At 67.5% G+C, this 13,938-nt stretch carries 17 protein-coding genes and 1 pseudogene; 14 read left to right on the top strand and 4 right to left on the bottom strand.

Annotated features, from left to right (window positions below; genetic code table 11):
* Positions 1-2: 2 nt before the first annotated feature.
* Complete coding sequence (locus tag NS4_RS25815; protein WP_063062089.1) at positions 3-617, bottom strand: lipocalin family protein; 615 nt, start codon at positions 615-617, stop codon at positions 3-5.
* Positions 618-904: 287 nt separating this feature from the next.
* Here NS4_RS25815 and NS4_RS25805 point away from each other — a divergent pair, with 287 nt between their 5' ends.
* From NS4_RS25805 to NS4_RS25785, 5 genes are all read left to right on the top strand, one after another.
* Positions 905-1,750 (top strand): MerR family transcriptional regulator, encoded by an 846-nt coding sequence (locus NS4_RS25805; protein ID WP_063062087.1) that lies wholly within the window; start codon positions 905-907, stop codon positions 1,748-1,750.
* A gap of 136 nt (positions 1,751-1,886) precedes the next feature.
* Positions 1,887-2,072, top strand: a complete 186-nt coding sequence (locus tag NS4_RS32440; RefSeq protein WP_063062086.1) for a hypothetical protein — start codon at positions 1,887-1,889, stop codon at positions 2,070-2,072.
* 16 nt (positions 2,073-2,088) lie between these two features.
* On the top strand, positions 2,089-3,054 hold the full coding sequence (locus NS4_RS25795) for an SDR family NAD(P)-dependent oxidoreductase (protein WP_063062085.1): 966 nt from the start codon (positions 2,089-2,091) through the stop codon (positions 3,052-3,054).
* A 115-nt stretch (positions 3,055-3,169) separates the two neighbouring features.
* The gene (locus tag NS4_RS25790; protein ID WP_157106242.1) at positions 3,170-4,279 is read left to right on the top strand and encodes a 4Fe-4S binding protein; all 1,110 of its coding nucleotides are present in this window, start codon (positions 3,170-3,172) and stop codon (positions 4,277-4,279) included.
* A gap of 331 nt (positions 4,280-4,610) precedes the next feature.
* Positions 4,611-5,138 (top strand): CAP family protein, encoded by a 528-nt coding sequence (locus NS4_RS25785; RefSeq protein ID WP_157106241.1) that lies wholly within the window; start codon positions 4,611-4,613, stop codon positions 5,136-5,138.
* An 18-nt stretch (positions 5,139-5,156) separates the two neighbouring features.
* Here NS4_RS25785 and NS4_RS25780 read toward each other — a convergent pair whose 3' ends face one another.
* Positions 5,157-5,756, bottom strand: coding sequence for a recombinase family protein (locus tag NS4_RS25780; protein WP_063062083.1), 600 nt, complete (start codon positions 5,754-5,756; stop codon positions 5,157-5,159).
* A gap of 231 nt (positions 5,757-5,987) precedes the next feature.
* On the opposite strand from NS4_RS25780, the gene NS4_RS25775 reads away from it, so the two are divergent.
* A complete protein-coding gene (locus tag NS4_RS25775; protein WP_063062082.1) occupies positions 5,988-6,350 on the top strand; it encodes a hypothetical protein in 363 nt (120 codons plus the stop codon).
* Between the two features lie 332 nt (positions 6,351-6,682).
* Here NS4_RS25775 and NS4_RS25770 read toward each other — a convergent pair whose 3' ends face one another.
* Positions 6,683-7,030, bottom strand: coding sequence for a hypothetical protein (locus tag NS4_RS25770; RefSeq protein ID WP_063062081.1), 348 nt, complete (start codon positions 7,028-7,030; stop codon positions 6,683-6,685).
* 276 nt (positions 7,031-7,306) lie between these two features.
* Here NS4_RS25770 and NS4_RS25765 point away from each other — a divergent pair, with 276 nt between their 5' ends.
* From NS4_RS25765 to NS4_RS25750, 4 genes and pseudogenes are all read left to right on the top strand, one after another.
* A complete protein-coding gene (locus NS4_RS25765) occupies positions 7,307-7,645 on the top strand; it encodes an ArsR/SmtB family transcription factor (protein WP_084487715.1) in 339 nt (112 codons plus the stop codon).
* The gene (locus tag NS4_RS25760) at positions 7,642-8,127 is read left to right on the top strand and encodes an SRPBCC family protein (RefSeq protein WP_063062080.1); all 486 of its coding nucleotides are present in this window, start codon (positions 7,642-7,644) and stop codon (positions 8,125-8,127) included. Before NS4_RS25765 ends, NS4_RS25760 begins: the two co-directional genes overlap by 4 nt.
* 44 nt (positions 8,128-8,171) lie before the next feature.
* Positions 8,172-8,789, top strand: coding sequence for a maleylpyruvate isomerase family mycothiol-dependent enzyme (locus NS4_RS25755; protein ID WP_084487721.1), 618 nt, complete (start codon positions 8,172-8,174; stop codon positions 8,787-8,789).
* 121 nt (positions 8,790-8,910) lie between these two features.
* A pseudogene (locus NS4_RS25750) lies at positions 8,911-9,156 on the top strand (cobalt transporter); the annotation flags it as partial.
* A gap of 1,508 nt (positions 9,157-10,664) precedes the next feature.
* Here the strand turns inward: NS4_RS25750 and NS4_RS25740 are convergent.
* Entirely contained in the window at positions 10,665-11,309 is a 645-nt protein-coding gene (locus tag NS4_RS25740) for a hypothetical protein (RefSeq protein WP_157106240.1), read from the bottom strand.
* Positions 11,310-11,625: 316 nt separating this feature from the next.
* Between NS4_RS25740 and NS4_RS25735 the strand changes: the two genes are divergently transcribed.
* Genes NS4_RS25735 through NS4_RS25720 form a run of 4 tightly spaced genes read left to right on the top strand, consistent with a single transcriptional unit; the run spans position 11,626 to position 13,929 of the window.
* A complete protein-coding gene (locus tag NS4_RS25735) occupies positions 11,626-12,003 on the top strand; it encodes an ArsR/SmtB family transcription factor (RefSeq protein WP_063062076.1) in 378 nt (125 codons plus the stop codon).
* Positions 12,000-13,100, top strand: coding sequence for an ACR3 family arsenite efflux transporter (gene arsB, locus NS4_RS25730; RefSeq protein ID WP_063062075.1), 1,101 nt, complete (start codon positions 12,000-12,002; stop codon positions 13,098-13,100). Before NS4_RS25735 ends, arsB begins: the two co-directional genes overlap by 4 nt.
* A 2-nt stretch (positions 13,101-13,102) precedes the next feature.
* Entirely contained in the window at positions 13,103-13,507 is a 405-nt protein-coding gene (locus tag NS4_RS25725) for an arsenate-mycothiol transferase ArsC (protein WP_063062074.1), read from the top strand.
* An 11-nt stretch (positions 13,508-13,518) separates the two neighbouring features.
* The gene (locus NS4_RS25720) at positions 13,519-13,929 is read left to right on the top strand and encodes an arsenate reductase ArsC (RefSeq protein WP_063062073.1); all 411 of its coding nucleotides are present in this window, start codon (positions 13,519-13,521) and stop codon (positions 13,927-13,929) included.
* Positions 13,930-13,938: the final 9 nt, after the last annotated feature.

The raw sequence follows: 13,938 nt of genomic DNA, 5'->3' as shown, positions 1-13,938 counted from the left end.
GGTCAGCGCAGGCACAGCGGCGTGATGTCGGAGCGGCCGCCGGTGGTGGGCGAGCTCAGGTACATACAGGGTGTCTGTCCCGCCGCTGTGATGGCGGACTTCACCTGGTCCCAAATCGGCGCGTCGAGAGCGGCCGAGCGGGCCAGCACGAAACCCGACAGGCGGCTCGGGTCGGTCACCAGCGCCCAGGAGTAATCGGGGGCCAGCGCGGTGACGATGTAGTTCGTCGGGCCGTCGAGCATGTCCTGGCTCGGCACCCCGGGGAAGCTGACGTGCAACTGCGCGCCGGTCACCGGATCGTTCACCTTCGCGGTGCCGCGGATCTCGTTGCGACCTCCCGCCCAGGTCGTACAGGAGTTGTATACGGCGATGTTGCCCTGCGGATCGAGCGTGTACTGCGCGCGGGTGTCGCGCGCGCAGTCGAGATTGAACGGCTGGGGCACCGCGGCGAGCTGGTTCCAATCGCCGAGGTACCGGTTCAGGTCCAGTACTGACACGGGGGCGGGGCCGGGTGGCAGCGGCGGCTGGGCGACCGCGCCACCGGCGACGAGAGCACCGAAGGTCAGCAGGGCGGCCACGAGGCCGGCGGTGCGGCGAACAGCGCGATGTGCTGTCACGAGAACTCCTCGCGTATCGGCGGTGTGTGACCACTCTACCCCATATAGATGCATAATCGATGCACAGCTATTCGGCACAGGAGGATCGATGGTAGCCATGGGGTCGGCCCGATTCACGGGAGCGGCCACGGCGTGTTACGGACCGGCCGTGGCGATCCGCCCGGCGGCGCTGCTGCGCCCGTGCGGCCGGGACGAGGACACGGTGAACACGGCCGTACGGCCGTGGCACGCACGCCGAAGTCCCGGGTCCGCCCCGGCCGCCGAATCGGAACAGGCAGAATAAAACGATGTCCGACGACGGTTCCAGCTCCGCTTCCGATGCGGCCGGCTACACCGTCCGCGCGGTCGCCGAGCGGCTCGGTATCCCGACCGCCACTCTGCGCAGCTGGAACCGTCGCTACGAGATCGGCCCCACCGACCACCGCCCGGGTACCCACCGGCTGTACACCGAAGCCGATATCGCCCAGCTCGATCGGATGCTCGGACTCATCCGCGACGGCGCCACCCCGGCCGGTGCCGCGGCCGCTGTGCGCGCACCGGCCGTCGCCCCCGGTGACCTGTCCTCATTGCTGACCGCCGCCTTCCGCCTCGACTACCGTTCGGTGACAGCACAATTGGCCGGCGCGCTGCGGGCCTACGGCGTGGTCGACACCTGGGAACGATTGTGCCGCCCCGCCTTCGCCGACATCGTCGCCCGCCAACTGGGCGGCGAGGGCTGCATCGATGTCGAGCACCTGCTCTCCTGGTGCATCACCTCGGCGCTGCATCGCAACAACCCGCCGGACCGGCTGCGGCCGCGGCCCATCGTCCTCGCCTGCACCGGCGGCGAATCCCACGCACTACCCCTCGAGGCGCTGCGGGCCGCGCTGGCCGAACGCGAGATCGGGGCGCAGATGCTCGGAGCGGATGTGCCCACCACCGCTCTCGCCGACACCCTGGCGCGGCTGGACCGGCCGGCCGAACTCGTGCTGTGGTCGCAGCACGAGTCGACGGCGCTGACCTCCAGCGTGCGGGCCGGCACCGACGCCGGAGCGCAGGTATTCGTCGGGGGCCCGGGCTGGGACGCGGCCATCCTGCCCGCGGCGGTCGAACGCCTGGCGAGCCTCCCAGAAGCGGTCCGGCGGCTCTACTGAGTCCACTTCTCCTCGCCCACCCAGCACACCCATCCGGCACCCCGGACACGGCGAACCATCTCGCGGCCACGTGGCCCGAGGGACCGTCGACCGCGCCCGGGTAGCAATAGACCATTAAACGATGCATAATTGATGCATGAGCGAGCGCTACGCGCACACGCGGCGCCTGTGGCAAGAGCCATTCGGTGGGTATACCGACGGGACGAGCGCGCTCGGCTTCGACCCCGTGTTCCAGCACATACGGCGGTTCTATCCGGCTCATGCCGGGGCGGGCTTCCGCGGCGGCTGTCCGGATGTCGAGCAGTTCGTGCCGACGAGATGAGGCGAGGTGTGATCCGATGATCCGTACAGTCGACGCTCTGCTCGACCGGACGATAGTGCCCGGCTACACCCGCCTCGGCTACCACCTGCGCAAGGTCTCCTGGACCCGTGACGACCCCCCGACCGACGCGCTGCGCGGTAGAACCGCCCTGGTCACCGGCGCGAACTCGGGAATCGGGAAATCGATCGCCACCCGCTTCGCGGGCTTGGGCGCGCGCACCGTGCTGGCGGTCCGGGACGCGGGCCGCGGCGAGCGGGCCCGGCGGGAGATCCGCGACGCCGTTCCCGGGGCACAGGTGGAACTCGAGATCTGCGATATCGCCGAACCGGGAAGTGTCGACGCCTGCGCCCGGGCGCTGAGCGCGCGCCACGAGGCGCTGGACGTGCTCGTCCACAACGCGGGGGTACTGCCCGGTGACCGCACCGAGAACTCCGCCGGACACGAACTGACGCTGGCCACCCATGTCCTCGGCCCGCTACGCCTCACCGACCGGCTCGCCCCCCTGCTCGCCGCCTCCGGCGACGCCCGCATCATCTTCGTGGCCTCCGGCGGGATGTATACGCAGCCACTGCCGTTCCGGGATCCGCAGTATCGCAGCGGTGAATACCGGGGCGCCACCGCGTACGCCCGCACCAAACGGATGCAGGTGGCGTTCGGGCCGCTGCTGGACGGACGTCTCGCCGATCACGGGGTCGGCGTGCACAGCATGCATCCGGGCTGGGTCGCCACACCGGGGATCACCCCCGTACTCCCCCGCTTCGGCTCCGCGCTGCGCCCGGCGATGCGCACCGCCGCCGAGGGCGCCGATACCGCGGTCTGGCTGGCCACCACCACCCCGGCGCCGCTGTCCGGCCATTTCTGGCACGACCGGCGTATCCGTGACGAACACTATCTGCGCCACACCCGCTATACCGAGGGCCACCTGCTGTCGCTGTGGGAGTACTGCCTCGACGCGGCGGACGTGCCGTTGTATCCGCACTGACGCCCGCTGCTCCCCCGCCGCCGCGCCTGGTGGATCCGGCGACCGATGAATTCCGCTCGCCCACGCCGTCGTTCATAGTGAGCCCGCGTGGATCTCGTTGCGAGAAGGAGTCCCGATGCCGGATACCGAGCACGACCCGGCCGCCCCGCGGCGGCTGACGCAGCATCCGACCGTCCAGCGGATGGCCGGTCGCGAGCGTGAAAAACCCGACCCGGTCCTCGCCGCCGACCGGCTCCGCGAGATCTGCCTCGCGGCCGGCGCAGATGATGTGGGGTTCGTCGCCGTCGAGGATCCACGGGTCACCGACGAACTCGGGCACGCGCGGGCGATCCTGCCCGCCGCCCGCACATTCGTCTCGTTCTGTGTACGGATGAACCGGGACAATCTACGCAGTCCGCAGCGCAGTCTCGCCAATACCGAATTCAATCACGCGGACGACGAGACCAATGCGGTGTCCCGCCGGATCACCCGGGCGCTTCAGGACTCCGGATACCGCGCGGTCTATCCCGCGCCGGGATATCCGATGGAAGTGCAGCAGTTTCCCGGGCGTATCTGGGTGATCGCGCACAAGGTGGTGGCCGAGGCCGCCGGGCTGGGCGTCATGGGCATCCATCGCAACGTTATCCACCCCCGTTTCGGTAACTTCATCCTGCTGGGCACGGTGGTCACCGACGCGGTGATCGACACCCCGAGCGCGGCGCTGGATTTCAATCCCTGCCTCGAATGCAAGCTGTGTGTCTCCGCCTGCCCGGTGGGAGCGATAACCCCGGACGGGGGTTTCGATTTCCAGGCGTGCTACACGCACAACTACCGGGAATTCATGGGCGGTTTCACCGATTGGGCGGAAACCGTCGCCGACAGTGCCGGCCGTGACGACTACCGGCAGCGGGTCACCACCGGGGAATCGTTCTCCATGTGGCAGAGTCTGTCGTTCAAACCGAACTACAAGGCCGGTTACTGCATGGCCGTATGCCCGGCCGGCGAGGATGTGATCGGCGCCTATCTCGACGATCGCCGGGCCCATCTCGAGGAGGTGGTCCGGCCGCTGCAGAGCAAGACCGAACCGGTGTACGTGCTACCCGGTTCGGCAGCCGAAGAGCATGTCGCACGCCGCTTCCCGAACAAGACACCGCAGCAGGTCACCAATGGTTTCCCGGACGAGGTCAACGATCTGCTCGACCAGATCGGCCCGCGCCCGCGCGGCGGTGCCGGCGGGGCCTCGTAGGCCCGGTCCGCTCGGCCGGTGGGACGGGTGCCGCTCCCGTAGCGTTGTCCGCAGGAGGTCGAGGCGTGACGCCGGCTGCGGGAGGCGATATTCGCCGGATATCGAGTCGTCCGGTCGCTCGGTTCGGGTGGGATGGAGGCGGTGCCCAGCCTTTGCTGTACCGCCTTCGGGGTCGCCTGCTGCCGGGGTCGAGTGCATGTCGGGGGATTCGAGGAGCAGTGCAGCGAGTGCGAGTATGCTCACCTGATCCCGAAACGCTCACGGCCTGTGGGTGTTCGGAGGTCCGTGTGCTTCATTCCTGTTGTGTGCTGCTCTGTCTCGGGAGGTCGTCGTGCGTGTCGGTCGATTGGTATCGGTTATTGCCGCGGTGGTGCTCGCCGCGCTCGTCACCGGCGGGGGCCCTGCCGCCGGACAGAGCGATTACGCGCAGACCGGGCTCACCCTGCACAACAACTACCGGGCCAAGCACGGCTCCCCGGCCATGGCCTTGACCCAGAACCTGAACAACCAGGCCACGCAATGCGCGAAGTACTACGCCGCCAAGAAAACGATCGATCACAGCTGCCCCTACAAGAACGGGGCCGGGGAGAACCTCGTCGGGGGACAGGGCAGCTGGGACGCTGTCTCCTTTGTCCAGATGGGCACGAAGATGTGGTACGACGAGGTCAAGGAATACGACTTCAACAACCCCGGGTTCAGCATGGCGACGGGTCATTTCACGCAGTTGGTGTGGAAGGCCAGCACCCGACTCGGTATCGGGTACGCCTCGGAGGGCGGCTACACCGTCGTCGTCGGCCTCTACAACCCAGCCGGCAACGTAGAGGGGCAGTTCCCCCAGAACGTGGCACGCCCGCGCTGAGCCAGGGCCCTACGGCCCCTATGGCAACCAGGGATGTTGCGCCGTTTGGGGTGGGCCGGCCGGGCCGTTGCGCGTGAGTTCGGGCAGGTACTTGTACAGCGTGGTCCGCGAAACTCCCAGCAGCCGCGCGATCGAGGACACCGATTCGTCGGGCCGGGTGAGCAACGCGCGTGCCTGGCGGACCTGTTCATCGGTCATGGCCGGTGGCCGGCCGAGGCGCTGCCCGCGGGCCCGGGCCGCGGCCAGGCCCTCGTGGGTGCCGTCGACGATCAGTCCGCGGATGAATTCGGCCAGCGCGGCGAAGACGTGAAAGACCAGGCGCCCGCCGGGGGTGGTGGTGTCGAGTGATTCGTGCAGCGACCGGAACCCGATGCCGCGGCGCCGCAGGTCGGCCACGATCGAGATCAGGTCCTGCAGAGAGCGGCCGAGCCGGTCCAGCGAGGCGACCACGAGGGTGTCGCCGGCGCGCATGTAGTTTAAGCACCTCGCGAGCTGTTCGCGCTCGACATCCTTGCCTGACTTCTTGTCGGCGAACACCTTCTTGCATCCGGCCGCCTTCAGGGCGCGGGTCTGCCGGTCGAGGTTCTGGTCGCGGGTCGAGACGCGGGCGTACCCGATCAGTACTCTCCCCCACCGATCGGGTCCAGGGCATCGCCGTCGAGGGAAAGCGGTTCGAGCGCATCGGTAGCCGTCACCCCGCGATCGTACAGAAAAGGGTGGGCGAATTACCTGAACAGGTTGTCCCGGTCCGCTGATAGCCTCCCGCTGTCCGGAGCTCGGCGGCGAACTGCTCGTTTCCGCCGAGCCCAGTCGATCACGCAGGAGGAAAGATTGTTCGACCTACCATCGATGCCAGCGACCGCTCTCGCCCTCGTCGAATCGGGACGGCTACCCGAGCCGTTGGCCGAGTACTTCGATCCCGCCCATCGGTCATCGACCGATCCTGACCGGTGGGAGAAAATCGCCTGGGGTGCCTACCTCCAGCTCGATAATCCGGCACTCGATCCCGAAGTACGCGGCCCGCTGGCGCTTCTGGGCGCCTACGCCTTCATCGAAACCTCCGAATACGAGGTCCTGGAGTTGGTGAAGCGCTCAGAACTGGCGATGGAACTGCTGGAGCGAGCGGAAGAACACGGCATCAGCGAAGAGGAGATCGACCCTTTGAACAAGTGGGCCTACGACACATACGAGGCCGGCGCCGGCATCAGATGAGGACACCCGGCGGACTCGTGTCGCGCGGCCCACAGCACCCGTCGACTCAATGTCCAGAAAAGCCCCTCCTCCAGTTATGGACACTCGGACTTTACGACGCGTTTTTTGAACAGTACGGTTTCGGCCGACCGGGGGCGTTCGCCTGCCGGAGCCCGTTTCGGCCCGACTGTTCAACAAATGATGGCGGCTATGGACGAATTTTCAGCTGAAATCTCGCTGACCAGCGATAAATCGCAGAGTAGCGTCCAAAAATGCATCGGTTCTTGCACAGTGGTGGCGCTCGGTATCAACTCGCGGGTCTCTCAGCCCCTCGGCGAAGATCCAGGGTCCTGTTATTTGTAGCGGGCGACGGCGCCGTAGAACCCGGCCGGATGGGACCAGTCGCTCGCGCCTGCCTCGACGTACTTGCACGTGTCCGGGATGACGTGCCCGCCGACCGCGGCGGCTGTCCGCTCCGCCCAGGCCGTGCACTCTTCCTTGGTCGCGGTGACACACAGGTACAGGTCGTACCTGTTCGGATCCCTGCCTTGGTCGAACACCTCGTTCGCCAGGCAGCTCCCACCACCGGCACCTGTGGCCTTCGCAAGACCCGGGTCGACGGCGATGGCACCGAGGCCGGCCACGGCGATGGCAGCTGCGGCGAGTGCCCTTATCAGCGCCCGGTTCATCGACCTTTTCATCAGGACCCCCTCGTTCGATATTTCGAGACCGAGCCCGAATCGGACCCGTCGAACTCTTGGACGTCGATCCGCGCGTATGGGTTCCCGACGGCAGAAGATACGTGTGGTTCCATCGGCCATCTCCGACGTCACTCATCGGCGGATGCGGACGTCGGTCGGGGTCGGAAGATGTTCGTATCGTTCCGTAGGGGCGGTGGCGCCCGGGTGCGGCGACCTTGGAGCCCGAGTTCTGTCGCGGTCTTGCGCGCCGCCTAATGCAAGTGCACACTTACGAAAGTGGAGTCTTTCAGAGATGTGGATCCGGGAATCCTGGGGGATCCGATGCGTCGGGAGATCTTCGAGCGGGTCGCGCGGCGGCCGGCATCGGTGGGTGAGCTGGCCGAGTCGTTGCCGATCACACGTCAGGCGGTGTCGCAGCATCTGAGGGTGTTGCGGGAGGGCGGTCTGGTGATCGTCGAGCCGCAGGGCACCCGGCGGATCTATCGGATCGACCCGGACGGGCTGGCCGGTATCCGGGCGTATTTCCAGCGTATCTGGGATCACTCGCTGGCTGCTTTCCAGAAGGCCGCCGAGGCCGCGGCCGCCGACACGACCGAACAGGAGCCGAATCGATGACCACACCGACCCCGTTGGCTGCGTTGCAGGGCAGCGCGAGTGTGCCGTTGCCGTTGGAGAAGGCGTTCGCGTTTTTCACCGAGTCGTTCGGTGACTGGTGGCCGTCGGCGTATCACATCGGCGCGGCCGAGATGGCCGACGCGATCCTGGAGCCCAGGGTGGGTGGGCGTTGGTTCGAGCGTGGTGTCGATGGTTCGGAGTGCGATTGGGGGCGGGTGCTGGTGTGGGATCCGCCGCATCGGATCGTGGTGACCTGGCAGATCAACGGCCTCTGGCGCTTCGACCCGGATCCGGCGCGGGCCAGTGAGATCGAGTTCCGGTTCACCGCGGAGGCGCCGGAGCAGACCGTGCTCACCCTCGAGCACCGCCACCTGGACCGGCTGGTGGAAGGAAAGGCAATTCGCGACACCATCGTCGAACGCGGCGGCGGGTGGAGCACGGTGCTGGCGCGGTTCGCCGAGATCGCCGGAGCACGAGCATGACCGGCAATGCCCGGGCCGGCCGGGCCGAGCCGGGAGCGGACCTTATGAGCGATATGGACATGGCCGAGGCCGAACGCCGGGAACTCGCGGCGCTGCTGGCGACCTTGACCCCACAGCAGTGGGAGATGCCGACCCCGTGTGCGCGGTGGCGGGTCCGGGACGTGGTCGCGCACATGATCAGCTACGAAGATCTCGGGCCCGTCGCGCTGGCCGCGCGGTTCGTGCGGGGCCGGGTGTTGTGGACCAACCAGGTCGGAGTCGACGAACTGGCCTCCCGCACCCCTGAGCAGCTGCTGGAAATGCTCACGACGCACCTGCGCCCGAGCGGGCTGACCGCGGGGTTCGGGGGCATGATCGGGCTGGTCGACGGCACCATCCACCATCAGGACATCCGCCGCGGACTCGGTCTGCCCCGGCAGATTCCGCCGCACCGCTTGGTCCGGGTGTTGACCGCGGTGCGCACCAACCCCCGGCTCGGGGTGCCGTGGCGTATCCGCGGGCTGCGGTTGGAGGCCACCGATCTGGAGTGGTCGAGCGGGAAAGGGCCGCTGGTCTCGGGTCCCGGTGAGGCGTTGTTGATGGCGATGGCCGGCCGCCGCGGCATCACCGCCGAGCTCACCGGGCCGGGCCGGGCACGACTGGCCGGACGTATCGGGGAATGACCTCGTAGTACCAGCCGGCCCGCCCGGGGTGGGTCAGCGCTGCCGCAGAAATCCTCGATCCCCCGACGATGCCATCACCCGCGAAGAACTCATCCGCCGCCGCGACACCGGCGAGATCACCCTGCGCAGTGACCATCACCGGTCCGGATCCGGACCGGATCCGGACCGGAAAGCAGTCCTGGCGCGGCGGATCCGCTGGTTCGTCGCCGCGACCATCACCTACAACCTCATCGAAGCGATCGACGCCCTGTCCGAAGGCACTCGGGTCTCCTCGACCGCGCTGATCGGGTTCGGCCTGGACCCGGTGATCGAAGTGTCGTCCGCAGCCGCGGTCGCCTGGCAGTTCGCCTGCTGCGATCACCCCGCCGGAAAGGACCACTGCTGCCACGACTGCCCGAGGCCGCCCGCGCCCGCTACTGCCAGGAAATGACCGCGGCCCACAACACGTTGATCGGATGAGCCCCCGGGCGGGCCGCCTCGCCCAGTGATGGCCGAGGAGGCGCGGAACAGCAGCGCCCAGTGTCCACGAAAGGGACGCTTATGACCCTACGATTGCGGCCGATACCGCAGAGATCGAGCCGCTGCTGCGCTCGGTGGCGACCATGGAGATCAACACCTGCAGGCCGCTGGTCGAGGTCGTAGATCGTCTGGCATCACTCGTAGGGCCGCCGCCCCTTCGGCCTCATCGCTGACGAGTCCTCGTATCCGGCGTCAAAAAAGGGAAATCTCATGGACAACTTTTCGCTGGAATTCATCGTTCACCAGCGATGGTTTAGGCGCCCGTGTCCATAGATGCATCGGTTCCTGCACACGACCGGCCTACATGCAGCCATGCGCAGCGACCGCGCGGGTGTGTCCGAAAACCATGTCGCCTGACCGTCTCGGAACCAAGGTTTCGAGAGACCGATGCCGGCCCGGGAAAACCTTGGTGGAGGGTTCGCGCAATCCTGTCTCGATATCGGTATTCGCCGCCCGGAGGAGCGGACCCGGCGTGGCGCGGAGTCTCCTGGTCGCCTGTCAAACGCGGGGAGTCGCTGCCGTCAGCAGGGCGCCAGAGGGAAGCACGCCGGCGGCGGGGCAGCAGGCGCTGGCGGGGCAGCAGGTTTCGCGGGCACGACCGTCGACGGCGCGACAGGCCCCTCGGTGCGCTCGGTGGGTGAGTCCATGTGGGTGAGGGTCAGCACGACCAGCACGAGAATCCCGCCGATCAGGAGCGCACCGAGGGCCCACAGGGTCGGCATGACCGAGGCACTGCGCGATCCGTGATAGTAGGGAGAGCGACCGCCACCCCGACGAGGCGCGGGCCTGTCGGTGAAGCGGGTACCCGCCCTCACATTGGTGCCGCCCAGCCGTCCCCCGCGTGCATGCCTCCGTGGCGACTCGATCCCCATAACCGAAGTATGACGCGATGATCCGGCACACCGGTCCGATTCGGACAGGTTCACCCTGATGACCACCGGCGGGCAGCAGACCTACCGCTGGAGATCGGCTGGCGTGCGGAGTATGTCTCTCTATGTAGAAGAGACATACATTCCTGGGGAACCCCGTTCCACCTCCACCGCAGGTCACCGGACTTTTCCGGCCAGTAAGGGTGATATGTCGTCCGTGCCCGACCGAGGATCTCGCGGCCAGTCGACCCGTTCACGGTGCAGGGGGGTTAACGGCGACTGGGCCGGTTGGCCTGTCTCGGTCGCATCATCGTCTCCGCCGCAGGCCGAGCACTGACCTGTGCAGTTGGCGTCGAGTGCGGTCGAGCAACCCGACTGCGATCTCGCACGCCCGGTCGCAGTCGGGTGCTTGGCCTGGTCCGCTGCAACCGAGGGGGATCGACCCCGGGGCGGGGTCGCGAGGCCAGGACCGCCATGGTCATCGTGGCTACGGGCGGCCGCGCTGACAGGGGAAGGCGGTCAGCCGGGCTGCGACCGTGTCCGGGTCGCTGGGGTCGACGAACTCGACCGGTTCTTCGAGCCGGAACATCTCACCGTCTGCCGGATACCGGGCGAGTTCCGCGGTCAGCACCATCGGAGACTTGGTGTGCAGTACCACCGGCTCCTGCTGGTCCGGCAGCTCGATCGTCACGGAGAAATCGAACAGGTCTTTCTCCTCGTAGCGGGCCGGGGAGGTCTGCGTGAGCCTCAGCGTGCTCGGTACCGTGGTATCGACATCATTCTGCTCGAAGGTGATCGCGCCACCGTCTTCGATCGGCGCGTGCAGCCTCAACCCGACGGTGCGCAGCCGCACGCTGTTCACCGGATCTTCGGGATTCTCCATGACGCGCTGTTGGAGCCCCCCTCGCAAGTCGAGGGTCAAGGTCTTGTCGTGGTATTCGAAGGTGCTGCCGGTAGCCAGCATCGAGCTGGGAATCTCCGCGCCGACGGGAGGCAGGTCCGTCTGAGCCTGCGCCACCCCGGCCCCGGTCGGGCACACCGCCACGGCCACGCAGGCCGCGGCCACCGACAGCATCCGATGCCACCCCGATGCTGCCCTACCCACCGACTGGACATATTGCGAACTGTTCAACGACCACTCCGTTCTCCGTGGAAAACTCACCGGTCACTCCGTGGCTGTATTCGCAACCATGCCCCACCCGGATGTGTCGCCCCGCCTCCAGCTGCCACCATCTCGCCGACCTGGCCCTTGTGGGCGATGCTCTACCCGCCTTGGAGGCCGGAGCACCACCGCATCAGCAAGGTTGGCACCGCTCCGTGCTGCCGCCGTGTCGAAACCTAGGTTTCGAGGCGAACTCTGAAACCGCCGAGCCACACGATCCCTCGTGTGGGGCTGTTCACCGGGTGTTCGCTTGCACCACGACATAGGCGGTTGTCAATATCGATGCATGTCTAATCCGCAATTGCCGATCGAACCGGCCGAGGCCTGTCACCCCGCGCCCCGGGCGCGTGAACCGCTGACCGCGGACGCGGCGGTGGAGCTGGCGGCGGTGTTCAAAGCGCTGTCGGACCCGGTCCGGCTGCGGTTGCTCAGCTCGATCGGCTCGCGTGCTGGACAGGAGGCGTGCGTGTGTGATCTGTCCGAGGGCATCGACCTGACCCAGCCGACCATCTCCCATCACCTGAAGGTACTGCGTAGCGCTGGACTGCTGACCAGCGAGCGTCGTGCGTCGTGGGTGTACTACCGGGTGGTCCCGGAGGCGTCGCGGCGGGCTGCGGAGGCGCTGCTGCTGGAAAGCGGCGAGGCTGCGGCGGCGATCGCGTGAGCGCCACCGACACCACCGGTGCCGTCGAGCAGGGTGTGGTGGGCAAGCTCTCGACCTTGGACCGGTTCTTGCCGGTGTGGATCGGTGTGGCCATGGCCGCGGGTCTGCTGCTGGGCCGGTTGATTCCCGGGCTGGGTGACGGGTTGGCGGCGGTGGAGATCGATGGGATCTCGTTGCCGATCGCGATCGGGCTGCTGATCATGATGTATCCGGTGCTGGCGAAGGTCCGCTACGAGCGCCTCGATACCATCACCGGCGACCGGCGGCTGCTGGCCGGGTCGCTGGTGTTGAACTGGCTGCTGGGACCGGCGCTGATGTTCGCGCTGGCCTGGCTACTGCTTCCCGATCTCCCGGAGTACCGGACGGGGTTGATCATCGTCGGCCTGGCGCGCTGTATCGCGATGGTCATCATCTGGAACGACCTGGCCTGCGGGGATCGGGAAGCCGCCGCAGTGCTGGTGGCGATCAACTCGGTGTTCCAGGTTGTCATGTTCGCGGTCCTGGGCTGGTTCTACCTCTCGGTCCTGCCCGGATGGCTCGGGTTGGAGCAGACCACGATCGACACTTCCCCGTGGCAGATCGCGAAGTCGGTGCTGATCTTCCTCGGGATCCCGCTGCTCGCCGGCTATCTCACCCGCCGGTTCGGGGAACGCGCGAAAGGCCGCGACTGGTACGAGACCACGCTGATCCCAAAGATCGGGCCGTGGGCGCTCTACGGGCTGCTGTTCACCATCGTCGTGCTGTTCGCCCTGCAAGGTGACCGCATCACCTCCCAACCTCTGGACGTGGTCCGGATCGCGGTCCCGCTGCTCGCGTATTTCGCGATCATGTGGGGCGGGGGCTACCTGCTCGGCGCCGTCATGGGCCTGGGCTACGAACGGACCACCACTTTGGCGTTCACGGCGGCGGGCAACAACTTCGAGCTCGCCATCGCCGTGGCGATCGCCACCTACGGCGCTACTTCCGGTCAAGCTCTGGCCGGGGTCGTGGGTCCGTTGATCGAGGTCCCGGTGCTGGTGGCGCTGGTGTATGTGTCGCTGGCCCTGCGTAACCGGTTCCGTACCCCGACCGCCACGGCCGAAGTGGGTTCGCGGTGACCATGGTGCTGTTCGTGTGCGTGCGCAACAGCGGCAAATCGCAGATGGCGGCCGGGCTGATGCGCCAGGCCGCCGGCGACCGGGTCGTCGCGTTGTCGGCGGGCACCGATCCGGGGGCGAAACTCAACGCGTTGTCGGTGCCCACCCTCGCCGAGGTCGGAGCCGATATCGCGGGCGAGCACCCGAGGCCGGTGGATCCGCTGCTGCTGCACACCGTGGACCGGGTGGTCGTCCTCGGCCGTGAAGCCGACCTCGACGTCCCGCCCGGTGTGCAGGTTGGGCGGTGGGAGACAGACGAACCCGCGCAGCGCGGGATCGAGGGCATGGAGAGGATGCGGCTGGTCCGCGACGAGATCGCTGCCCGTGTGCGCGCCTGCTCACCGAACTCGGCACCCCCTACCGTCTGAAAGGCCCTGTTGTGACCGATAAGCCGAGTGTGTTGTTCGTCTGCGTCCACAACGCCGGTCGCTCCCAGATGGCCGCCGGATTCCTGCACCATCTCGCCGATGGCGCGATCGAGATCCGCTCCGCGGGTAGCGATCCCGCCGAGCGCCTGAATCCTGCGGCGGTGGAGGCGATGGCCGAGCTGGGGATCGACATCACCGCCCAGACCCTGAAGATCCTCACCCCCGACGCGGTGGAATCGTCCACGGTGGTGATCACCATGGGCTGCGGTGATACCTGCCCGGTGTTCCCCGGCATCAGCTACCGCGACTGGGACCTGGAAGACCCCGCCGGCAAAGGCGTGGACGCGGTCCGCCCGATCCGCGACGAGATCCGCGCCCGGGTGCGGGCACTCATCGCCGAGCTGCTACCTGCCACCGCCTGAAACCCGGGA

It is taken from the genome of Nocardia sienata NBRC 100364 (assembly GCF_001613205.1).
Classification (GTDB): Bacteria; Actinomycetota; Actinomycetes; order Mycobacteriales; family Mycobacteriaceae; genus Nocardia; species Nocardia sienata.
The sequence above is the reverse complement of the archived record's forward strand: the minus strand, read 5'-3'. Positions and strand labels throughout refer to the sequence as shown.